Genomic DNA, 21,797 nt, shown 5'->3' with positions numbered 1-21,797 from the left:
ATGACAAAAAAAGAAATCTTGGGCCTTACCCTTGAGCAGATGCAGGATGAATTCCTTGCTTTAGGACTCAAGAAGTTTCGGGCGGAGCAAGTTTTCCGTTGGATCTATGAAAAAGGGGCGACGACCTTTGAAGAAATGACGAACCTTTCCAAGGAGAATCGGTCCCTTCTTGAAGGAACCTATAGCATCCTTTCCGGCGCGGTGAAAGTTCTTCGCACGTATGATTCTGCGGACAGGCTCACTCACAAGGTCCTTCTTGGTCTTTCTGACGGGGCGTCGGTCGAGACGGTCCTTATGCATCATGACTATGGTTACAGCGCGTGTCTTTCCAGTCAAGTGGGCTGCGCCATGAACTGTACCTTCTGCGCCAGCGGTCTTCATGGTTTCATGCGTAATCTTACGGCTGGAGAAATCCTCGCCCAGCTTTACTATTTCGATCATGTTCTCCTCCCCAAGGGAGAACGTGTCAGCCGTATCGTCATCATGGGGAGCGGAGAGCCCATGCTGAACCTTGACAATGTGTTGGCTGCTCTTGACTTGATGCATCATGACAAGGGACAATGCATCAGCTACCGCAATATGACGATTTCGACCTGCGGTATTGTTCCCGGCATTGAAGAAATGACGCGGCAGGGACGGACCATCAATCTTGCGGTTTCCCTCCATGCGGCAACTGGCGCTTTGAGGGACCGCCTTATGCCTATCAACGGGAAGTATCCTTTTCCTGAGGTGATTGACGCAGCCAGCCGTTATGAAAAGATGAATGGCCGTCAGGTCATGTATGAATATATCCTCCTTGCGGGTATCAATGATCGTGAGGAAGACGCCCGGGCTCTTGCTGAGGCCCTTTCGGGCAAGGAATGCGTTGTCAATCTCATTCCGGCCAATCCCGTCCCGGAAAAAGGCTTTAGACGCCCAGAAGACCGGGATGTGGACCGCTTTTTCCAGTACCTCAAGAAGCGTCATATCAATGTGACGGTCCGGAAGGAAATGGGCAAGGATATCAATGCCGCCTGTGGACAGCTCCGGGCCAGCCAGTTGAAGGAGGAACAAGCATGATTGCAGTCAGCCGGACCAATCGCGGTCTTGTGCGTCATAACAATGAGGACAGTGTCCTTGTCCGGGAACCAGACCTTTTTGCCATTGCCGATGGCATGGGTGGGGCCGATGCCGGGGAAGTAGCAAGTTATGAGGCCGTCCATCTTTTGGAAAGCCTCGATCTTTCCCAGGTGGACCGTACAAACATTCTTTCCTCCCTGGAAACGGCAATCATTCGGATCAATAAAAAGATTTTCGACCTTGCCAGTGAAAAAAAAGCACTTTCCGGTATGGGGACTACCTTGACGGCCCTTTACCTGCCGAACCGGGAAACGGCCTATGTGGCCCATGTAGGAGACAGCCGAATCTATCTTTATGGAGAGGGACTGCTCCGGCAGGTCACGAGCGACCACAGCTATGTGGCAGAACTCCTGCGCCATAAGAAAATTACGGCTGAGGAGGCACGGACCTCTTCCCAGAAGCACGTCATTACCCGTGCTGTGGGGGTGGAGCCAACTGTGGCTGTCGATACCTTTGAAATCCTCTTGGGCAGTGCCCAGAAGCTGCTCCTGTGTTCCGATGGACTCACCAATATGATTTCCGAAGCCGAGATTGAACGGATCATGGGAGACCGGAATCTTGACCGGCTGGCTGATGGCCTTATGAATGGGGCCATGACGGCCGGCGGTGACGATAATATTTCCTTTATCATCATTGATCTGGAGGCTGCGGAATGGAAGAAAGAATAACCCTCAATCATCGTTATGAAATCATTGATAAAGTGGGCGGCGGCGGTATGGCCGAAGTGTTCCATGGATATGATACGGTTCTTCATCGTGACGTGGGCATCAAGATCCTGCGGGATCAGTTCATTCAGGACAAGGACTTTGTCGCTCGTTTCCGGCAGGAAGCCTGCAATGCAGCCGGTCTTTCTCACCCCAATATTGTCAATATCTATGATTTTGGCAGTGAACACGACATCAACTACATCGTTATGGAATATGTCGTAGGCAGGACCCTCAAGGAAGTCATTACCGATAGCGGTGCCCTTGATTACCAAACGGCTGTCAAATATGCCATTGGCATTGCATCAGCCCTGAAGCAGGCCCATGACCATGCCATCGTTCATTGTGACGTCAAGAGCCAGAATATCCTCATTGATACGAAAGGGGTCGCCAAGATTACTGACTTTGGGATTGCCCGTGCCTTTGGGCAGCCCTCAGAGTCCGAAGAACGGGGCGTCATTGGTTCCGTCTATTATCTATCGCCGGAACAGGCCGCAGGAAAACCGGTAACGGCTCAGTCAGATCTTTATTCCCTTGGCGTCGTCCTTTTTGAGATGCTTACCGGGCAGCTTCCCTATGACGGGGATACGCCGGCTGAAGTGGCGCGGCAGCACCTGACTTCACCGACGCCCTCGGCCCGTCGCTATGACCCGGAAATTCCCTATGACCTAGACGCTATTGTAACCAAGGCCCTTGCCAAAAATCCCCTGCTTCGCTATAAGACGGATGATGATTTCCTAAGTGACCTTCGCCGCGTGGAGACGCGTCTGCGTAAGGCGGAAACGGCTGCGGAAGAATCGCTTTCCCCTCACCATAAAGGGGTGAGTGACGAAACCATCATTATTCGCAGCGAGGAAATGGGGGACGGCCTTTTGCATAAAACGCCGCTGCGGGATGAAAATCCAGACAACGGAGCTGCCGCGGGTGAAAAGGAGCCGCCCAAGAAGAATAAAACCAAGAAGATGCTGGGCCTTTTCATTGGCGCCATCTTTCTGCTGTCGGCCCTTATTTATGGCCTTGTCGGATATTCCAGCGGGGATATTGCCGTGCCGGACGTCAAGGGAAAGACCCTTGTGGAAGCGGAAGCCATCCTTAAGGACAATAACCTTGATTTTACCTTGAAGGAAGAATTTGATGCCAAGGTGCCAACCGGAACAGTCATCAAACAGAGCCCTGGTGCTGGAAGCCATGTCAAAGCTGGCCGGAAGATCCAGCTGACGGTCAGCAAGGGAGCTGAACCTGGTGTGGTTCCCGACCTAAAAGGCAAGAACCTGGCCGAGGCAACCGAAATGCTCCATGCAGCAAAGCTTGCTGTTGGGAAAGTGACCGTTCAATACAAGGAGGGGGCTGCTCAAGGAGCCGTACTCAGTCAGGATATCGAAGCCGGGAAGAAAGTGGCTGCTGGAACCAAAGTGGACTTGGTGGTCAATATCTCCAAGGGACAGAGCGTCGTACCGGACCTTAAGGGCCTTACCCTTTCGGATGCCCGGGAACGGCTGTCTTCCATGGGCCTTATGGTAGGCAGTGTCACGACCAAGGAAGACAGCGCCCCTAAGGGTACCGTCATAGGAGCTGAACCGGAATTTGGCAAAGTTCTTTCCGAAGGCAGTGTGGTTACTCTCATTGTTTCCGGCGGTAAAAAAGAAGAAAAGAAACAGAAGGAAACTAGTGGGACTCCTTCCCAAGCCGCAAAGACCTATACCGTTTCCTTTACGGTTCCTGGCAGCGGCAGTGCCAAACAGGTGAAAATCGTGGCCAGTGATGCCACAAGTTCCCGCGTCCTTTATTCGGGGTCCGCTGCGCCAGGAACCCGCCTTAGGGAAACCGTAACGTTGGGACAGGATGCCAGTGTCCAGTTCTATGTCAATGGCGCGCTAGTGGAGGATCGTTCCCTTTGAGTGAGATTACAGGCAGAATCATCAAGACCTATAACGGATACTATTACGTCCTGGGGCGTGACGGTGTTACTTATACCGCAAAGGTTCGGGGGCGGCTCAAAAAAGCTCGCTTCCTTCTTGCCGCCGGAGACTGGGTGACCTTGGAGACAAGGGGCGAAGAAGGCATGATTGAAACTATCCTGCCGCGCAGGAACCTCCTTCAGCGCCCCTTGGTTGCAAACCTGGATTGGCTTTTTGCCGTCTTTGCTGCTAAAGATCCTGCCCCAAGTTTCCTTCTCATTGATAAGCTCCTGGCCCTGGCTGAAGCCTATGACATCCCTGCCGCCCTTGTTATCAATAAGTGTGATCTGGCAGCGGAAGGCTTTCTTGAACAGATACGAGCCATCTATGAACCGTTAGGCTATCCTGTCTATTTTGTCGAAGCTCGAAAGGGAAAGGGTCTTGACCCCATTCGAGCAAAGATGACCGGTCTCACATCGGCTTTCGGCGGCCCTTCCGGGGCAGGAAAGTCGACCCTCCTCAACCATTTGGACCCGTCTTTGACGCTTGAAACAGGCGCCGTCAGTGAAAAGATTGGCCGAGGCCGTCACACAACGCGTTTTGCGCAGCTTCTTCCTTTTGCAGGGGGCTTCATTGTCGATACGCCGGGTTTTGGCAATATTGACCTGCGAGAATTAGAATTGCCTTCTGTCGAAGCGGGTTTTCGCGAATTGGCCCCTTATGCAGGACAGTGCCGCTTTACGGGCTGCACTCACACCCATGAACCGGATTGTGCCGTCAAAGCCGCACTTCAAGAAGGAAAGATTGCCCAAAGTCGGTATGATTCCAGTATCATGATCCGTCAGGAATTGGCGGAACAAAAGAAAAGAGGTAAAAAACGATGACGCTTGTAGCACCTTCCATCCTATCGTCTGATTTTTCCTGTCTTGCCGACGAAACGGCCCGCATCAAGGCGGCCGGTGCCGACTGGGTCCATATTGACGTCATGGACGGACGCTTTGTACCCAACCTGACCTTTGGAGCGCCTGTAGTAAAATGTCTGCGTAAGAAGACCGATATGTTCTTTGACTGTCATCTCATGGTGGAACAGCCGGAAAATTATGTGGATGCTTTTGCAGCTGCTGGCGCTGACATGATTGTCATCCACACCGAAGCAACGAAACACCTTCATCGTGTCCTGGAAGCCATTCATGGCAAGGGCATCAAGGCTGGTGTCGCCCTGAACCCTGCTTCTCCTCTTTGCCTTGTGGAAGAAGTCCTCCCTTATGCGGATATGGTTCTTATTATGTCCGTGAATCCTGGTTTTGGAGGACAGAAGTTCATTGAAACGAGCATTGATAAGATTCACCGCTTGAAAGAACGCATCAAACAAGGCGGTTATAAGACCCTGATTGAAGTGGATGGGGGAATCAATAAGGAAACCGGCAAGGCTGTGCGGGAGGCTGGCGCGGATGTCCTTGTTGCTGGGTCCTATATTTTTGGCTCCCCTGACATGAAAAAGGCAATTAGTTATCTGCGCTAATCATGAATAGACACGAATTTTGGTCCTGCCATAAAAGGAAGGTCAAGTATACGCTCGGGATTGTCTTTGCTGTTATCGTGGGCCTTTTTGCCGTGGCTTACGCCTTGAGTCTCCAGGCGGCTGCCATCTTTAATATGATTGCCGCCCGTCAGCACTTCTTGGAAGGCACCATTACCGTAGGGCGCCTTACGGCAACCCCTTTGGGTCATGTTCACTTTGAGGATCTTGTCTGGACCTTGGATGAAAGCGGTACGAAAGTAACGGTTCCTGATGGTCATTTCCATGTAAAACCCTTGGATCTGATCATGCGCCGTCCTTCGACATCGACCATCACAAATGTAGAACTGAACGGAGCCAGCATCGAGCTCTCCTTTGACAATAAGATGCATATACGCGGCTTCCATATGGTGGAACCGAAGAAAGAAAAAAAGGGAAAGGGAAAAAAGAAACCGAATTTTGATGTCAAAGTAAAGAATCTTGATGTGGACCTCATCCTTAATCATTGTAGGGTTACCGCATATTATAAGGAACGTGTCCATACCTTCAAGGATGTCAATGCAGCCATCCATTATGACAGCAAGGACCGCATCGATATTGACTTTTCCACGGGGGAACTGGGCGGAACCCTGGAAGGGGGCGGTGTCGATATTCAAGGATCGGTGGATTTGAAACCTGCCGTATCGACTTATGACCTCAATCTTGGCATCCGTGAACTCAATCCGTCGAGTCTGGGGACTGGACTCAACATCCATGAAACTGTGACGGCCAGTGCAGCCGTCACAGGGAAATTGCCTGAACCCATCATTATCGGTCAGCTGTATATGAAGAATCTGAACTTGCCCGGTCTTAAATTTACCAATGTAAGAGGCGATTTCAAGTACAAGGACGGTTATATTGGAGCCCAAAACGTGACGGCTGACGTTTTTGGGGGCACCTGTGATGCCTCGGGCGGTTTTAATATCGATACCAAGGCCTATGATGTCTATGTCAAAGGTCACGACCTTCATAGTGAAGATGCCGCTGGGGTTCCCTTCTTCAGGACCCTGGTCCAGCTGGATCTGACCATGAGCTGCAACGGGGACAATCGGTCCACGGTGACCTATGGGACCTTCACTTCAGGCAAGGGAATCTATGCCCTTGTAAAGTTTGATTCAATCAGTGGCGCTTTTTCCAATCAATATAAGCGGCTGAAGTTTGATGATGTGACCATTAAATCCGTATCCGGCGATATTGTGGCGCCTCAGTTTGAGCTTCTGGATGGAAAGCTTCACATGGGCGATCTCTATTATGTATCAGAAAATGGAACACGCACCAAGATCAGCTTGTTTTCCTGATGGGAGCGGGGGACCGGAGGCACATTGCCTCTCCGGCCCCCCTTTTCTTGCGTCGGGACTTGTGTTATAATAAGGACGCAATTTCATAGGAATTGTCTTTGGGGCAGGGTGAGATTCCCAACCGGCGGTACAGTCCGCGAGCCTTCGGGCATGAATTGGTGAGATTCCAATACCGACAGTAGAGTCTGGATGAGAAAAGACAGTGTAGCCACAGAACCGTAAAGGCCGTGCTATCTCCCCGAGGAGAAGGCATGGCCTTTTTTAAGGAAGGTGAACAAATTTGACTGATGAGGAATATATGCAGATGGCCCTGGATCTTGCTGAAAAGGCCCGCGGGGCGACAAGTCCCAATCCGCTCGTCGGATGTGTCATCGTAAGTCCTGATGGACACGTGGTGGGAAAAGGGTATCATCACAAGGCCGGTGAGCCCCATGCCGAAATCAATGCCATGGACGACGCAGGCGAGAAGACTGCAGGCGCTACGGCTTATGTGACTTTGGAGCCCTGTTCCCACTATGGCAGGACGGGTCCCTGTTGTGAGGCCTTGATCAAGGCCGGTATCAAAAAAGTTGTTGCCGCGGCCACAGACCCCAATCCCCGTGTATCGGGGCGCGGCTTTCGCCGCCTTGAAGAAGCAGGTGTTGAGGTCGTAAGCGGTGTCCTTGCAGACAAAGCCTACAGGCAAAACGAGATCTTCATGCATTATATGAAGACGGGCCGTCCGTTTGTGGCTCTAAAGTACGCCATGACCCTTGATGGCAAGATTGCTACGGTTTCTGGCGATTCCAAGTGGATTACCGGGGTCAAGGCAAGAACGTATGCGCATCGCCTGCGCAGCTGGTACGACGCCATCCTGGTGGGCCGAGAAACCGTGGCCCAGGATGATCCATCCCTTACCGTACGTCTCGTGGAAGGAAAAAATCCCCTGCGTATCATCCTTGACAGCAAGGCGTCCCTTCCCTTGGAACGTAAGGTCTTTACGGATGGGGCGGCAGACACGCTTCTTGTCGTCACGCCGCAGGCCCTTCAGGAAAAGGTCAGGGCCTTTGCTGACCTGCCGGGTGTTTCGGTCCTCACGGCTGCGGAAAGGGACGGGCATGTGGATCTTTCTGACCTCCTGCAGCAACTTGCCAAAAAAGATGTGACCAGCGTCCTTGTCGAAGGAGGCAGCGATATCCATGGAGCTTTCTTTGATGCAGGCTTGGTTGAACGGGTCTATGCTTTCATTGCACCGAGCCTCATTGGCGGGAATAAAAGCCGTCCTGCCATTGGCGGTCAAGGCGCGAGCACGATGGAGCAGAAAGTGACGCTTCAGGAAGTGACCACTTTGCCCCTTGAACCTGATCTTTTGGTTACGGGCCTTACCCGTAAGGGGGTGTGACAGATGTTTACCGGTCTGATTGCTGAAATGGGTCGTGTGGATGCCCTTCGTCGGGAAGGCAGTTCTTATCGTCTGACCATTGAAGCAAAAAAGATTCCGCTGACCCTTTTTGTTGGTGAAAGTGTATGCTGCAATGGGGCTTGCCTGACAGTGACCCATTTTGATGCCCACTGCTTTACTGTAGATGTCATGCCTGAAACGGTCCGCCATACGACCATTGGTTTGTTAAAGAAAGGCGATCCCATCAATCTTGAACAGACCCTGAAACTGGGAGCCGGCCTTGATGGACACCTGGTTCTCGGCCACGTGGACGGAGTCGGTACAATTTCTCGTATTGTACCTGAAGGGATTGCTAAGGTGACAACCATAACGGCACCTAAGGAGCTCCTGCATTATATGGTGAAAAAAGGCTCCATTGCCATTGACGGCATCAGTCTTACGCTAACGGATGTGACGGAAACTGCCTTTTCCGTGTCCCTGATCCCTTTGACTGTTAAGGATACGACCTTGGGGAAAAAGAAGGTTGGTGACGCGGTGAACCTGGAAACGGACATCCTCGGAAAATATGTGGAAAAACTCATTAATCATAAATTAGATGGGGGCCTTACAAAGGCATCCCTTCTTGAAAATGGATTCCTCTAAGGAGATGAAGGATATGGAAAAAGAATATCAATTTGGGACCATCGAACAAGCCATTGCCGACATCAAAGCCGGTAAAATGGTTCTTGTGACCGATGATCCAGACCGTGAAAATGAAGGTGATCTGATCATGGCTGCTGACTTTGTGACGCCGGAAGCCATCAACTTCATGGCGACCCACGCCAAGGGCCTCATCTGTGCCCCCTGTGACGGGAAGATTTTGGATCGCCTCCAACTGGAACCTATGGTGGCCAACAACACGGATAATCATGAAACGGCCTTTACGGTTTCCATTGATCATGTCGATACCACGACAGGAATTTCGGCTGCAGAACGGGCCTATACCATCAAGAAATTAACCGATCCTAAGGCCCTGCCGGCTGACTTCCGACGCCCTGGCCATGTCTTCCCCCTGCGCAGTGTCATTGGCGGCGTCATGCGCCGTACGGGGCACACAGAAACCACGACGGACCTGTGCCGCCTTGCCGGTCTTACCCCAGCCGGAATCTGCTGCGAAATCATGAGCGAAGATGGAACCATGGCCCGTACGCCAGAACTGGCCCGTTTTGCTGAAAGATTTGGCCTTACGTTCATCACGGTGGCTGATCTGGTAGCCTATCGCAAAAAGAATGAAAAGATGGTCCACCGGATTGCAGATGTCGCCCTGCCTAGTAAGTACGGAAGTTTCCGGGCCATTGGCTACGAAAACGATTTGGATGATCTGTGTCATGTTGCTGTTATCAAGGGCGATGTGGCCGGCAAAAAGAACGTTCTTGTCCGTGTCCACTCCGAATGCCTTACGGGGGATGCCTTGGGCTCCATGCGCTGTGATTGCGGCGACCAGCTGGGTACGGCTCTGCGCATGATTGAAAAAGAAGGCTGCGGTGTCGTTCTTTATATGCGTCAGGAAGGCCGAGGCATCGGGCTTGCCAATAAACTCCGGGCCTATGCCTTGCAGGATCAGGGACTTGATACGGTTGATGCCAATGTAAAACTGGGCTTTAAACCGGATCAGCGTGACTATGGTATCGGTGCACAGATCCTTTCCGACCTGGGACTGACGAGCATCCGTCTTATGACGAATAACCCCGCCAAACGGGCCGGCCTTTCCGGGTACGGCATTACCATTACGGAAACGGTGCCAATCATTATGGAAGATAATTGTTACAATCATAAATATATGGTCACTAAGCAGGTTCGTATGGGCCATGTGCTTCATGAAAAAGATGTGGAGGTAGAAAAGAAATGAACATTGTAGAAGGAAAACTGCTGGCTCAAGGCCTCAAATTCGGGATTGTCGTCGCTCGTTTCAACGAATTCATTACGAGTAAGCTCCTTTCCGGTGCAGAAGATACCCTTGTCCGTCATGGGGCCCGTGAGGAAGATATCACGGTTGCCTGGGTGCCCGGTGCTTTTGAGATTCCCCTGGTCGCAAAGAAAATGGCCCAAAGCGGTAAATATGATGGAATCATCTGCCTTGGTGCTGTTATCCGCGGCGCAACAAGTCACTATGATTATGTCTGCAATGAAGTTTCCAAAGGAATTGCCCTTGTCAATATGGAAACGGGTGTTCCCTGCGGATTTGGCGTCCTGACCACGGAAAATATCGAACAAGCCGTTGAACGGGCTGGCACCAAAGCCGGCAACAAGGGCTCTGATACGGCCGCATCCATGATTGAAATGATCAATCTTATGAGGCAGCTCTAAAATGACCCAGGAAGATGTCCTGATTCGGGCGACTGTCGGGGATGCCCGGGTCTATGCCGTGACGACAACCCACCTGACACAATATATGAATAAAATCCACGGACTGAGTCCTGTCGCCGCAGCCGCTCTGGGCCGCACGGCAGCTGGCGCACTGCTGCTTGCAGCCACGATGAAGGACGGTGAAGGCGTGACCATCCGCTTCAAGGGCAATGGACCCTTGGGTGAGGTCATGGCCGATGCCACAAATTATACGGTTCGCGGCTTTGTGGAACATCCAGAAGTCATGCTGCCCCTTAAAAAGGGCAAACTTGATGTTGGCGGCGGTGTAGGTCATGAAGGCGTCGTTATTGTGACGCGCTGCCCGGAAAAGGGCATGCCCTTCAACGGCTATGCCCTTTTAAAGAGCGGCGAGATTGCCGAAGACCTGACAAAGTATCTCTTTGATTCGGAACAGACCCCTTCTGTCGTGGCTTTGGGTGTCCTTGTCGATAAAGATGGCTCCATTGCCGTTTCAGGAGGTTATTTTGTTCAGCCTCTTCCCGGCGCGAGCGATGAGTTCCTCGAAACGCTTGAAAATAACTGCATTACCTTGCCATACGTGACAGAACTGCTTCGTTCTGGCCACAGTCCGGAAGACATGATCCGGCTTATCGGAAAAGGTATGGCCGTGGAAATCCTTGACTGTCATCCTGTTTCCTTTCACTGCAGCTGCAGTCGGGATAAGGTCGCCCACATGCTGGAAGGACTGCCGGAAGCAGAGTTTTCTTCCATGCTGGATGATCCCCAGACCGAAGTCCGCTGCCATTACTGTGGTAAAAAATATCTCTTTACGCCGGAAGAGCTGAAGGCTCTTCCCCGGAAACACGCAAAACTTGACGACGCAAACTAATGTTTGTATAATAGAATGTGTAATTACTGACAAGGAGATGAAGGAATGAGCATGGAAACGGAAAAGGGCAAAGCCCTTGACGCGGCAGTCAAACAAATTGAAAAGGACTTTGGCAAAGGCTCCATCATGAAATTGGGGGCAGCCAGTGCCAAGATGAATATTGAAACCATTCCCACAGGAGCGTTGTCCCTTGATATTGCCCTTGGTGTAGGCGGGATTCCCCGTGGCCGTATCATTGAAATCTATGGACCAGAGTCTTCTGGTAAGACGACGGTCGCCCTTCATATGATTGCTGAGGCGCAAAAACGGGGAGGCTACGCTGCCTTCATCGATGCTGAACATGCCCTTGATCCGGAATATGCCCGCCATCTCGGTGTTGATATCGATAACCTCTTGATTTCCCAGCCTGATACGGGCGAACAAGCCCTTGAAATTTGCGATGCCCTGGTCCGCAGCGGCGCTATTGACATCATTGTCATCGACTCCGTTGCTGCCCTTGTTCCAAAAGCGGAAATTGAGGGAGATATGGGCGATTCCCACGTTGGCCTTCAAGCTCGTCTCATGAGTCAGGCCCTGCGCAAACTGACGGGAATCATTTCCAAGAGCCGTACGGCGACGGTCTTTATCAACCAGATCCGTGAAAAAGTGGGTGTCATGTTCGGAAATCCGGAAACAACGACGGGTGGCCGTGCCCTGAAGTTCTATTCGACGGTTCGTATGGATGTACGGCGTATTGAGAGCCTCAAGAGTGGCAACGACATCATCGGCAACCGGACCCGTGTCAAAGTTGTCAAGAACAAGGTAGCTCCTCCCTTCAAACAGGCCGAATTCGATATCATGTATGGAGAAGGGATTTCCCACGAAGGATGCCTCGTTGATTTGGGGGTACTTTACAACATCGTTGGTAAGAGCGGCGCGTGGTACTCCTATGGGGACGAACGCATTGGTCAGGGCCGTGAAAACACGAAAGAGTTTCTTAAGAACCACCCAGAAATGGCCTTTGAAATTGAAAATCGTATCCGCGAAGCGGCCGGACTGACAGCCCTTGAAGCAGCCCCGCAAACAGAAGACATCTTAAAACCGGAGGGAGATCCGGACAGTGTGGGCTAAGCCCAAGAAAATGCTCCTCACCTATGCCGACGCCTATAATTTTGCCTTGGACCGACTTGCCATGCGGGACCATAGTTCCCTTGAACTGCGGGATAAACTTGCGGAAAGAGGCTGTGATAAAGAGCTTCAGGACAGGGTCCTTGCGGCCCTTAGGGAGCGCCATTTTGTTGATGATGTTCGCTGTGCCGGATATGTCGTTGATGCTTGGCGAAGAAAAGGCATCTATGGACGAAATTACCTTCGGCTCATGCTTGAAAAACGGCAGATCCCGGCATCTGTCGTGAAAGATATGCTGGATGGTGTTTCCGAAGAGGAAGAACGGGAGCGGGCGGAGGAGTTTGCGCGGAAAGAAGTTCCTAAGCTTCTAAAAAAATATCAAACGGAACCTCGCAAAGGCAAAGCGGCCCTTTCAAGAAAGCTTGCCAGCCGTGGCTTTACAGGGGTCTGTCTTTATGCGGCACTTGCTGTTTATGATGAGATGGAAGAGGAAATCCCAAATAAAGAAGAGGAAGGATCCTTTTAAATAGGGACCCTTCCTTTTTCTGCTACAAGAAGGAAAAGGGACCGGAGACGCCATTTGATTGACACTCCCTGCAAAATACTATAAAATATTCCTATCCATATTATTGGGTCAAGAGGTAACCTCAGGGTTGCCTTCTTTGTTTGTGTCTTAAAAATGGAAGGAAAATTCTCTAAAAAGGAGGTGTACTATCATAGATCCCATTACTGTATTTATTGTAATTGCTGCCTGTGTCCTCGGTGCTGGTGCCGGTTATTTTGGACGTAAGAACATTGCGGAAACCAAAATCGGCAAAGCAGAAGAACAGGCACGCCAAATCGTTGCAGAAGCAGAAAAAGCCGGTGATGCCAAAAAGAAGGAACTTCTTGTTGAAGCCAAGGAAGAAATCCATCGCATGCGTTCTGATATGGAACGGGAAAACAAGGAGCGCCGGGCAGAACTGGCCAAGAGCGAACGCCGCCTCGTCCAAAAGGAAGAAAATGTCGACCGCAAGATGGATGCCTATGAGAAAAAGGAAGAAAAACTTTTGGAACAAAGCAACCGTCTGCGCGAATCCCAAGAACGTGTCGATGCCCTTTATACCAAACAGGTAGGGGAACTCGAACGAATTTCGGGACTGACCAGTGACGAAGCCAAAAAGGAACTGCTTGACAGTGTCCAAGAAGAAGTCAAGCACGATAAGGCCAAACTCATCAAGGACATGGAACAAGAAGCCCGCGATACAGCTGAGACCAAGGCACGGGAAATTATTTCCCTTGCTATCCAGCGCTGTGCTGCCGATCAGGTTGCTGAAACGACGGTCACTGTTGTTCCTCTCCCCAACGATGAGATGAAAGGCCGGATCATTGGCCGCGAAGGCCGCAATATCCGTACGTTGGAAACCCTCACTGGGATTGATCTCATCATCGACGATACGCCGGAAGCGGTCATCATTTCCGGATTCGATCCTGTTCGTCGGGAAGTGGCCCGTGTGGCCCTCGAAAAACTCATCAATGATGGTCGTATCCATCCGGCCCGCATTGAGGAAATGGTAGAAAAAGCTCAGAAGGAGCTGGATCAGAAAATCAAGGAAGCAGGCGAACAGGCTACCTTTGAGACCGGTGTCCATGGCCTTCATCCTGAACTGATCAAGCTCTTGGGACGCATGAAGTATCGTACGAGCTACGGTCAAAATGCCCTCAAACATTCAACGGAAGTAGCGCATTTGGCTGGCCTCATGGCTGCTGAATTAGGCGTTGACGTCAATTCAGCCAAACGGGCTGGTTTGCTCCATGACATTGGCAAGGCTGTTGACCACGAAGTGGAAGGCTCTCATGTCGATCTTGGTGCAGAAGTGGCCAAACGTTACCATGAATCGGATATTGTCATCAATACCATCATGAGCCATCATGGAGACGTGGAACCGAGTTCTGTCCAAGCCGTCCTTGTCTCGGCTGCGGATGCGATTTCCGCTGCCCGTCCAGGTGCCCGTCGGGAAACGCTGGAAACTTACCTCAAGCGTTTGACGCGGCTTGAAGAAATCGCAGAATCCTTCGATGGCGTAGAAAAATGCTATGCTGTCCAAGCCGGACGTGAAATCCGTATCATGGTCAAACCGGACAAGGTTGATGATGATGCATCCGTTATCCTCGCTCACGATGTGGCAAAACGTATCGAAGAGGATATGGAATACCCTGGCCAGATCAAAGTGGTCATCGTTCGCGAGACCCGGGCCGTCGATTACGCCAAATAACGAAAAAAGAAGCCTGCATCCTTTGTGGATGCGGGCTTTTCTATGTCTGGTCTTTTCTCTCTGAATTCACTTCATGGAGTCAATTCGCCTTGCCAAGGCAAGGAAACGAAACAAAAGGGCTTACATATTCGAATTGAAAACGGATTGTTTGGCGGTGGATATGAAAGGCAAGGGAGCAATTTTTATAGCCTTTTAAGGCATGGTGATGTAAATCAGGTCGCTTACTTAATGCCGTTCACCTGTTAAGCCTCTTGCAATTCCGGTCCTGTCGTGGGACTATTGGCTAAGGGGTATTTTGAAAGCACGGTGTTTTTTCCGTATGGCCTATTTTCGTATCTTGGTTGTTCATTCGATTTCCATCTAGTTAAAAGTGAAAGCCATCAAAATAAGTAAAATTCTTTTAGCTGCACCATTAATGTTGACTATGAAAAGTTAAGGAACGAGGAATTGAACGATTGAGGAGCTGTAGGATTGGATTCTGATTGAACGCAAAATGATGAACTCTGTAAGGTAGTGGTCCATGGCCACGAAGTAACGTAGGATTGGATTCTGATTGAACGCAAAATGATGAACATAGGACAAAGGAAACAATAATCCAGTATGGCATTTTTGGCTGTAAAACGGTCTTTCTGTGCTATACTGGTAAGTAGAATTGTGAGGAAGCCACACTTCCAGGAAGGAGCAGAGACGATGGCAAATACAAGACAAGAGGCATGGGACCTCATCAAGGAATACAATAAGGAACCTTTTCATCGGCAGCATGCCCTGACCGTCGAAGGCTGCATGCGGTATTTTGCAAAATCCTTGGGCTATGGGGATGAAGAGGAGTTTTGGGGGCTTGTAGGATTGCTCCATGATCTGGACTATGAAAAATATCCGGAAGAACATTGCCGCGTAGAAGACAAGATTCTCAGGAAAAAAGGCTGGGATGAAAAACTCATCCACGCTGTCGTCAGCCATGGTTATCCTCGCTGCAGCGATGTGGCGCCGGAACTTGAGATGGAAAAGGTCCTTTATGCCGTGGACGAACTTTCTGGACTTATTGGGGCTGCGGCTCTCATGCGTCCTTCCAAGAGTGTCCAGGACATGGAGGTGAAATCCCTCAAGAAAAAGTTCAAGGACAAGCATTTTGCTGCGGGCTGCAGCCGTGACGTTATTAAGGAAGGCGCTGACATGCTGGGCTGGGACCTCAATAAACTTTTTGAGGAATCCATCCTTGCCATGAGAAGCTGTGAAGCTGCTGTGGCCGAGGCCATGAAAAAGGCTGAGGCCTAAGAAAAATAAAAAAGACCGATGAAGGGGATAAGTCCCTTTGCTTCATCGGTCTTTTTTGATGCACTTGTTCTTAGGCTTTCTTGAATCCCATCATGGGCACCGTGGCCTTACAGAGCACTACGGCAAGAAGACTGGAAACAACGTTGCTGACAGCCATGCTGACAGCGCAGTTGATGGCAGAGGCATAGCTCACGGCATAAGGAACGCCAAGGATAAAGTATTTGAAGGAAAAACGGATGACCGGTTCTGTCACGACGTTCACAAGGGATCCGACCAGGCAGGCAAAGAGCACGCCGCGTCCCAAGGTGGCAGAAGCATTTAGCTTAGCAGAAAATAGATGTTTTCCTGCTTCGGCTACCGCCCATCCCAGAAGAAACTTTGCAAGGAACGTGGGCGGTGCTGATGTAGTGTAGCCCGCAAGGACATCGGCAAGAAAGAGCCCCACGGCTCCTGAAAGGGCCCCATATTTGGCGCCTAAGAGGAGGGCAGAAACCATGATGAAGGCGTGGCCCACGTAAATCTTTCCAGTAAGACCCATGCCCATGGGAATCTCAATGCGCAGGTAGGAAAAACAGGCAAAGGCCATGGCGGCAAAAAGACCCGCCAAGGTAAGCTTATGGACTTGTTCTTTGGTCATAAAAGGTCACATCCTCATTACATGATTGGAATCATTATAGGTTGAAAGCGATTGAAATGTAATGGACGGTTTGAGAAAAAATAAGGAAAAAGTGTACCGGTTCGTTCCATATGGGCAAGAAAAAACAAGACAATCCTGTCTCTTGATTCACGAAAAGATCGCTTTGCTGTGGTATAATATGAACAGAATAACATGACCGCAATGGCGGATGAAAATATAGGGAGGCACTGTTATGGCTTACTATGCTAGACCGGAGGAAATCCTCTATCATACCCACCTTTCCCAAAACATGCTCATGGGCGCAAAAATTGCGCTTCTGCCAGGTGACCCTGGACGTGTACAATCATTGGCAGAGGCTATGGGACCTGCTGTGGAGCTCGTGAGCCATCGGGAGTATACAAGTTATTTGGCTCAAGTGGCCAGTCAGCCCATTCTTGTTATTTCAACAGGCATGGGTGGTCCTTCAACGGCAATTTGTCTTGAGGAACTGGCCCGTCTTGGCATTAAGCGGGTCATTCGCGTAGGAACGACAGGATCCATCAAGGACTCTCTTGATCTGGGCGATGTTGTCATTATCAAGGGAGCTGTCCGTCTTGAAGGCACAAGCACCCATTATGCCCCTATTGAGTTTCCCGCTGTCGCTGATCTTGATTTGACACAGCTTTTGGTCTATGCGGCTGAAATGGAACATATTCCTTATGAAGTGGGCATCTGCGTTTCGAGTGATACCTTCTGGCCAGGTCAGGAGCGCTATGATAGTTTTACCGGCTACGTCCTGCGGCGCTTCCAAGGGAGCATGAAAGAGTGGCAGCAGCTGGGCGTGACCAACTATGAAATGGAAACGGCCGCTGTTTTTGTGACCAGTCAGGCCTTGGGCCTTAAGGCGGCGAGCATCTGCGGCGTTGTTGCCAAAAGAACGGAAAGCGAGGAAATCGCTCCGCCTGAAATCTACCATCGGGCAGAAGTGCGTTTCCAGAAAATTGTTAAGCGAGGACTTGAGGAACTGCTGCAAAGGGAGTGAGAATCATGAAACGCTGCATCATCTTGATGATGGATTCCTTTGGTATCGGGGCAGCTTCTGACGCTGCCGCGTTTGGCGACAGCGGGGCCGATACGTTGGGCCACATTGTGGAATGGTACGGAAAGCATTGTCCTTCCATTCCTTTTCATCTGCCTCATTTGACAAGTATTGGCCTTGTTAATGCCCATACCCTCAGTACAGGTCATCCCTTGCCATATTCCATAGGAACAGGACCAATCAAAGGAGCTTATACATATGCCAAGGAAATCAGCCGCGGTAAGGATACGCTGAGCGGACACTGGGAACTGACCGGTGTGCCTGTTGATTTTGATTGGGGTTATTTCCCCGATGTTCCCCATTGTTTTCCTAAAGATATCGTTGATGGACTTATTACTGGAGGCAACCTGCCCGGTGTATTGGGGGAAAAACATGCGTCAGGAACGGAAATCATCAAGGAACTGGGATGCGAACATATGAGGACGGGCAAACCTATCATCTATACCTCCGCTGATAGTGTTCTCCAGATTGCCGCTCATGAAGAGACCTTTGGCCTCGAACGGCTCTATACCCTTTGTGAAAAGGCATTTGACTTGGTAAGACCCTATCATATTGCCCGTGTCATTGCCCGTCCTTTTGTGGGAACGGCACGGGAGAACTTTACCCGGACCGGCAATCGTCATGACTATGCCGTGGCTGCACCGGAAAAGACCTTGGTGGACCGGGCCTATGAAGAGGCCGGTGGAACCTATGCCATTGGCAAGATTGCAGATATCTTTGCTCATCGTGGAATTACAAAACAATACAAGGCCACTGGTCTATCCGCTCTTTTTGATGCGACCTTGGAGGCCCTTGAAGACGCTGGGGACCGCAGCCTCATTTTCACGAATTTTGTTGATTTTGATTCTTCGTATGGGCACCGTCGTGACGCAGAAGGGTACGGGAAAGGACTGATGCTGATTGACAGCCGTCTCCCTGAACTTGAAGCCCGCCTAACCCCTGGCGACCTCGTTCTTGTGACAGCTGATCATGGCTGTGATCCCACTTTCAAAGGTTCGGACCACACACGGGAACATGTTCCGATGCTCTTTTTTGGAAAGGGGGTAAAACCGGGGCCTTTGGCACCGATGAAAACCTACAGTGATGGAGGACAGATCCTTGCCCATCATTTGGGACTTACGCTTAAGCGGGGAACTTTTCAGGAGGTGATGGATCATGAGGCACGCTAAGAAAACGCTTATGGCACTTCTTTTTTTCCTTGTGGCCTTGCTTGCCGGAAATCTTGCTTTTGCCGCACCTTCAGCATCGAAAGACGCTCTGTCCCGCAAAGTCATTGCTTTTTATTGCTTTGACGGGACGGGAAAAGTGACGCCGTCCCTAAGGAACCTATGGCAGCGGCAAGTGCGGCAGGCGTATCCGCGCGTTTCCTATACCTTCCTAGATGACCCAACCATCCTGCAAAAGGGGCGGGCTGGACTCCTTTCCTTAATCCAAGGCGGCGATGAGCTCACGGCAGGTGATCTCGAACGGGTCACTGCTGCAACGGAAGCGGATGTCGTGGCTGTCATGGTTGTCCATACGATGGAATCTTACTATGTTGAGGCCCTGTTCCCCTTTTGGGAAGATGGCCCTGAAACCTATGTGAGGACCCTGTCCGCTGCTGATTTTTACCTTTATCGCAAGGAAGATGGAAAATTTAAGAAAAAATTCCTGCGCAAGGCGGAAACTAAGGATGCAGCCCTTGCCACTGCACCGGAAAAGGAAATTCAGTATGCCCTGAGCGATTTTGCCCGTTCTTTCGAAGGCTTGCCGCTCATCTAAAATCGTTCATGACATCCCTGCAAAAAAGTGGGGATGTTTTTTCTTTATGTTGTTGAAACAACGGATTCCTGAAGCTTCTCCGCTTACAATAAAAGCATCAATTGATGAACCATTCCATTCAAATAAGTGGGCTGTGGCCCAGAAAGAGAGGATTTGAATATGTTTTGTTATCAGTGCCAGGAAACAGCAGGGTGCAAAGGCTGCACCGTCAGCGGTGTCTGCGGGAAACGCCCCGAAGTTGCAGCGCTTCAGGATCTTTTGGTCTATGCAACCAAAGGGTTGAGCAGTGTCACGACAGCTCTTCGTAAAGAGGGAAAGGACGTGGCTATTGATGTCAACCATATGGTCACGCTGAACCTTTTCACGACCATTACGAATGCCAACTTTGATGAGGTCTCCATCCGCACCCGTGTGACGGAAACCCTTAAGAAAACGGCAGAACTGCGTGCACAGCTGCAGGATGTATCCGGGCTTTCTGAAGCGGCCCTCTGGTCTGCACCGGAAACGGACTATGCAGCAAAGGCTGCCGAAGTCGGCGTCCTTTCCGAATCCAATGAAGATATCCGTTCTCTTAAGGAAACCATCACCTATGGCCTCAAAGGTCTTGCTGCTTATCTTCATCATGCAAATGTCCTGAATCATGAAGATGAAGACGTTGATGCTTTTATTCAGCGTGCCCTTTCCGATATCCAGAAAAAAGACATTAGTGTTGATGGTCTTGTCGCCCTGACCCTTGAAACGGGTAAATACGGTGTTCAGGGCATGGCTCTTCTTGATACGGCTAACACGGATACTTACGGGCAGCCAGAAATCACGGAAGTGGACCTTGGTACCCGCAGCAATCCGGGGATCCTTATTTCCGGTCATGATCTGAAGGACCTGGAAATGCTTCTGGACCAGACGGCTGGAACGGGCGTCGATGTTTATACCCATGGTGAGATGCTGCCGGGCCATTACTATCCCTTCTTCAAGAAGTATCCGCATTTTGCCGGCAACTATGGCAATGCTTGGTGGAAGCAGCGCGATGAATTCGAAAGCTTCAATGGTCCGATCCTGATGACAACAAACTGCATCGTACCTCCGAAAGACAGCTACAAGGGGCGTCTGTGGACGACCGGGGCTGCCCAGTATCCGGGCTGCCGTCATATCGAAGGGGCTGCCGATGGATCGAAAGATTTCAGTGCCATCATCGAGCAGGCTAAATCCTGCAGTGCCCCGACAGAGATTGAAAGCGGCAAGATCGTCGGCGGATTTGCTCATAATCAGGTCCTTGCTCTGGCTGATAAGGTCGTAGACGCTGTTAAGAACGGCGCCATCAAGAAATTTATTGTCATGGCAGGTTGTGATGGCCGTCATACGACCCGCGATTATTACACCCAATTTGCCAAGGCACTGCCGAAAGATACGGTTATCCTCACGGCTGGCTGCGCAAAATATCGCTACAATAAACTGAAACTCGGCGATATTGGCGGCATTCCCCGCGTCCTTGATGCCGGTCAATGCAACGACTCCTACTCCTTGGCTCTCATTGCCCTGAAGCTGAAGGAAGTCTTTGGCCTCGATGACGTAAACAAGCTTCCTATTGTCTACAACATTGCCTGGTATGAACAAAAGGCTGTTATCGTTCTGCTTGCCCTCCTGAGCCTAGGCGTCAAGAATATTCACCTGGGACCCACACTGCCTGCCTTCCTCAGCAGGAATGTTGCTAATGTTCTTGTTGAAAACTTTGGCATTGGCACCATCTCGAATGTAGAAGATGACTTGGCCCTCATGATGAAATAGAATCGAGAAAGAATAGAAGAAAGCTCCTATCTGAACCTAGCATTTGGATGGGAGTTTTTTTTCATGGTAAAAATCGAGTATTCCTATGAGGCTGTAAGCCTCAGCGAGAAAGACTTGATCAAAGAAAGTGGGGACCCTTAGTCACAGTAAGGGCTGTGAGAAGATCATTGGAAGCCATCAGGAAAATAGACTGTGCCTCCTGTCCATCGATGCCTAAGCGCCAACTCTGCTCCCATCTAAAGGCTGCTATGTACAGCTGGGAAAGAAAGGATAATACGCGATTCCCTTATCCTCAAAAAGTAAATTCCAAAGAAACAGGGAGCCAGGAAGGAAAAAAAATTCGATGTAACCGGATGGAAATAAAAGAATAAAAAAATTAGTTCGGGATAAAGCGAACATAAAAAAACAATAATGCAAAATACAAAGAATAAAGAGTAAAAAGATGGAAATTAATGAAAAATCAAGAGTATAGAAGAAATTTTTACGAAATAAACCTAATTATTCCAAATAAAACGGATAATATGAGTTTTGCCTAAAAGCCCCATCTGTGCTATTATAATCAAGCACTCTCCCGAAGGGGTGAGGCTCACAAAAAGAACTTCTAGGAGCAACGAAAAAAAGTGTTGACAAGATGTTCGAAAAGTGATAAACTGAATAAGCTGTCACCGATGAGGATGACAGCGAGGAACGAACCTTGAGAACTGAATAT

At 50.2% G+C, this 21,797-nt stretch carries 20 protein-coding genes and 1 riboswitch; of the genes, 19 read left to right on the top strand and 1 reads right to left on the bottom strand.

The genetic code is table 11. From position 1 onward, the window contains the following. The 15 genes from rlmN to DW817_RS01490 all read left to right on the top strand — a co-directional run bounded on the left by rlmN (position 1) and on the right by DW817_RS01490 (position 15,830). On the top strand, positions 1 to 1,059 hold the full coding sequence (gene rlmN / locus DW817_RS01560) for a 23S rRNA (adenine(2503)-C(2))-methyltransferase RlmN (RefSeq protein WP_009015886.1): 1,059 nt from the start codon (positions 1 to 3) through the stop codon (positions 1,057 to 1,059). Continuing rightward, entirely contained in the window at positions 1,056 to 1,787 is a 732-nt protein-coding gene (locus DW817_RS01555) for a Stp1/IreP family PP2C-type Ser/Thr phosphatase (RefSeq protein WP_009015885.1), read from the top strand. Before rlmN ends, DW817_RS01555 begins: the two co-directional genes overlap by 4 nt. After that, positions 1,772 to 3,721: a Stk1 family PASTA domain-containing Ser/Thr kinase gene (pknB, locus tag DW817_RS01550; RefSeq protein ID WP_009015884.1), complete on the top strand. Its 1,950-nt coding sequence runs from the start codon at positions 1,772 to 1,774 to the stop codon at positions 3,719 to 3,721. The genes DW817_RS01555 and pknB overlap by 16 nt, the downstream gene beginning before the upstream one ends. Beyond that, entirely contained in the window at positions 3,718 to 4,605 is an 888-nt protein-coding gene (rsgA, locus tag DW817_RS01545; protein WP_009015883.1) for a ribosome small subunit-dependent GTPase A, read from the top strand. The genes pknB and rsgA overlap by 4 nt, the downstream gene beginning before the upstream one ends. Next, positions 4,602 to 5,243 (top strand): ribulose-phosphate 3-epimerase, encoded by a 642-nt coding sequence (gene rpe / locus DW817_RS01540; protein WP_009015882.1) that lies wholly within the window; start codon positions 4,602 to 4,604, stop codon positions 5,241 to 5,243. The genes rsgA and rpe overlap by 4 nt, the downstream gene beginning before the upstream one ends. A 2-nt stretch (positions 5,244 to 5,245) precedes the next feature. Next, on the top strand, positions 5,246 to 6,577 hold the full coding sequence (locus tag DW817_RS01535; RefSeq protein WP_009015881.1) for a hypothetical protein: 1,332 nt from the start codon (positions 5,246 to 5,248) through the stop codon (positions 6,575 to 6,577). Between the two features lie 90 nt (positions 6,578 to 6,667). After that, positions 6,668 to 6,782, top strand: a riboswitch (FMN riboswitch). Positions 6,783 to 6,857: 75 nt separating this feature from the next. Continuing rightward, positions 6,858 to 7,958, top strand: a complete 1,101-nt coding sequence (gene ribD, locus DW817_RS01530; RefSeq protein ID WP_009015880.1) for a bifunctional diaminohydroxyphosphoribosylaminopyrimidine deaminase/5-amino-6-(5-phosphoribosylamino)uracil reductase RibD — start codon at positions 6,858 to 6,860, stop codon at positions 7,956 to 7,958. 3 nt (positions 7,959 to 7,961) lie between these two features. Beyond that, entirely contained in the window at positions 7,962 to 8,600 is a 639-nt protein-coding gene (locus DW817_RS01525; RefSeq protein WP_009015879.1) for a riboflavin synthase, read from the top strand. A gap of 13 nt (positions 8,601 to 8,613) precedes the next feature. After that, positions 8,614 to 9,846, top strand: a complete 1,233-nt coding sequence (locus tag DW817_RS01520; protein ID WP_009015878.1) for a bifunctional 3,4-dihydroxy-2-butanone-4-phosphate synthase/GTP cyclohydrolase II — start codon at positions 8,614 to 8,616, stop codon at positions 9,844 to 9,846. Next, positions 9,843 to 10,304 carry a 6,7-dimethyl-8-ribityllumazine synthase gene (gene ribE, locus DW817_RS01515; RefSeq protein ID WP_009015877.1) on the top strand — a complete coding sequence of 154 codons (462 nt, stop codon included), beginning with the start codon at positions 9,843 to 9,845 and terminating at the stop codon, positions 10,302 to 10,304. Before DW817_RS01520 ends, ribE begins: the two co-directional genes overlap by 4 nt. A 1-nt stretch (position 10,305) precedes the next feature. Further along, positions 10,306 to 11,193: an Hsp33 family molecular chaperone HslO gene (gene hslO, locus DW817_RS01510; RefSeq protein ID WP_009015876.1), complete on the top strand. Its 888-nt coding sequence runs from the start codon at positions 10,306 to 10,308 to the stop codon at positions 11,191 to 11,193. A 45-nt stretch (positions 11,194 to 11,238) separates the two neighbouring features. Beyond that, entirely contained in the window at positions 11,239 to 12,303 is a 1,065-nt protein-coding gene (recA, locus tag DW817_RS01505) for a recombinase RecA (protein ID WP_014128112.1), read from the top strand. Then, the gene (locus DW817_RS01500) at positions 12,293 to 12,826 is read left to right on the top strand and encodes a regulatory protein RecX (RefSeq protein WP_016459968.1); all 534 of its coding nucleotides are present in this window, start codon (positions 12,293 to 12,295) and stop codon (positions 12,824 to 12,826) included. Before recA ends, DW817_RS01500 begins: the two co-directional genes overlap by 11 nt. Positions 12,827 to 13,025: 199 nt before the next feature. Continuing rightward, positions 13,026 to 14,555 (top strand): ribonuclease Y, encoded by a 1,530-nt coding sequence (gene rny / locus DW817_RS01495; protein ID WP_071586257.1) that lies wholly within the window; start codon positions 13,026 to 13,028, stop codon positions 14,553 to 14,555. A gap of 690 nt (positions 14,556 to 15,245) precedes the next feature. After that, the gene (locus tag DW817_RS01490; protein WP_009015872.1) at positions 15,246 to 15,830 is read left to right on the top strand and encodes a hydrolase; all 585 of its coding nucleotides are present in this window, start codon (positions 15,246 to 15,248) and stop codon (positions 15,828 to 15,830) included. Positions 15,831 to 15,900: 70 nt separating this feature from the next. Here the strand turns inward: DW817_RS01490 and DW817_RS01485 are convergent, their stop codons facing one another. Next, a complete protein-coding gene (locus tag DW817_RS01485; RefSeq protein ID WP_009015871.1) occupies positions 15,901 to 16,467 on the bottom strand; it encodes an ECF transporter S component in 567 nt (188 codons plus the stop codon). A 232-nt stretch (positions 16,468 to 16,699) separates the two neighbouring features. On the opposite strand from DW817_RS01485, the gene udp reads away from it, so the two are divergent. The 4 genes from udp (at position 16,700) to hcp (ending at position 21,088) form a co-directional block, all read left to right on the top strand. After that, positions 16,700 to 17,488, top strand: a complete 789-nt coding sequence (gene udp / locus DW817_RS01480) for a uridine phosphorylase (RefSeq protein WP_021736613.1) — start codon at positions 16,700 to 16,702, stop codon at positions 17,486 to 17,488. 5 nt (positions 17,489 to 17,493) lie between these two features. Next, positions 17,494 to 18,714: a phosphopentomutase gene (locus tag DW817_RS01475; RefSeq protein WP_120110698.1), complete on the top strand. Its 1,221-nt coding sequence runs from the start codon at positions 17,494 to 17,496 to the stop codon at positions 18,712 to 18,714. Further along, positions 18,701 to 19,306 (top strand): hypothetical protein, encoded by a 606-nt coding sequence (locus DW817_RS01470; RefSeq protein ID WP_009015868.1) that lies wholly within the window; start codon positions 18,701 to 18,703, stop codon positions 19,304 to 19,306. Before DW817_RS01475 ends, DW817_RS01470 begins: the two co-directional genes overlap by 14 nt. A 159-nt stretch (positions 19,307 to 19,465) precedes the next feature. Beyond that, positions 19,466 to 21,088, top strand: coding sequence for a hydroxylamine reductase (gene hcp / locus DW817_RS01465; protein WP_035224212.1), 1,623 nt, complete (start codon positions 19,466 to 19,468; stop codon positions 21,086 to 21,088). The last annotated feature ends 709 nt before the right edge of the window (positions 21,089 to 21,797 follow it).

This window comes from Acidaminococcus sp. AM33-14BH (genome assembly GCF_003603525.1).
Classification (GTDB): Bacteria; Bacillota; Negativicutes; order Acidaminococcales; family Acidaminococcaceae; genus Acidaminococcus; species Acidaminococcus intestini.
This window is presented reverse-complemented; position numbering and strand designations above follow the sequence as displayed.

Coding starts and splice junctions, on each gene's coding strand:
- DW817_RS01490 (WP_009015872.1), top strand. CDS start 15,246: ATGGCAAATACAAGACAAGAGGCATGGGACCTCATCAAGGAATACAAT.
- udp (WP_021736613.1), top strand. CDS start 16,700: ATGGCTTACTATGCTAGACCGGAGGAAATCCTCTATCATACCCACCTT.
- rpe (WP_009015882.1), top strand. CDS start 4,602: ATGACGCTTGTAGCACCTTCCATCCTATCGTCTGATTTTTCCTGTCTT.
- rlmN (WP_009015886.1), top strand. CDS start 1: ATGACAAAAAAAGAAATCTTGGGCCTTACCCTTGAGCAGATGCAGGAT.
- DW817_RS01485 (WP_009015871.1), bottom strand. CDS start 16,467: ATGACCAAAGAACAAGTCCATAAGCTTACCTTGGCGGGTCTTTTTGCC.
- pknB (WP_009015884.1), top strand. CDS start 1,772: ATGGAAGAAAGAATAACCCTCAATCATCGTTATGAAATCATTGATAAA.
- DW817_RS01470 (WP_009015868.1), top strand. CDS start 18,701: ATGAGGCACGCTAAGAAAACGCTTATGGCACTTCTTTTTTTCCTTGTG.
- DW817_RS01555 (WP_009015885.1), top strand. CDS start 1,056: ATGATTGCAGTCAGCCGGACCAATCGCGGTCTTGTGCGTCATAACAAT.
- hslO (WP_009015876.1), top strand. CDS start 10,306: ATGACCCAGGAAGATGTCCTGATTCGGGCGACTGTCGGGGATGCCCGG.
- hcp (WP_035224212.1), top strand. CDS start 19,466: ATGTTTTGTTATCAGTGCCAGGAAACAGCAGGGTGCAAAGGCTGCACC.
- DW817_RS01520 (WP_009015878.1), top strand. CDS start 8,614: ATGGAAAAAGAATATCAATTTGGGACCATCGAACAAGCCATTGCCGAC.
- ribE (WP_009015877.1), top strand. CDS start 9,843: ATGAACATTGTAGAAGGAAAACTGCTGGCTCAAGGCCTCAAATTCGGG.
- DW817_RS01535 (WP_009015881.1), top strand. CDS start 5,246: ATGAATAGACACGAATTTTGGTCCTGCCATAAAAGGAAGGTCAAGTAT.
- DW817_RS01525 (WP_009015879.1), top strand. CDS start 7,962: ATGTTTACCGGTCTGATTGCTGAAATGGGTCGTGTGGATGCCCTTCGT.
- recA (WP_014128112.1), top strand. CDS start 11,239: ATGAGCATGGAAACGGAAAAGGGCAAAGCCCTTGACGCGGCAGTCAAA.
- DW817_RS01475 (WP_120110698.1), top strand. CDS start 17,494: ATGAAACGCTGCATCATCTTGATGATGGATTCCTTTGGTATCGGGGCA.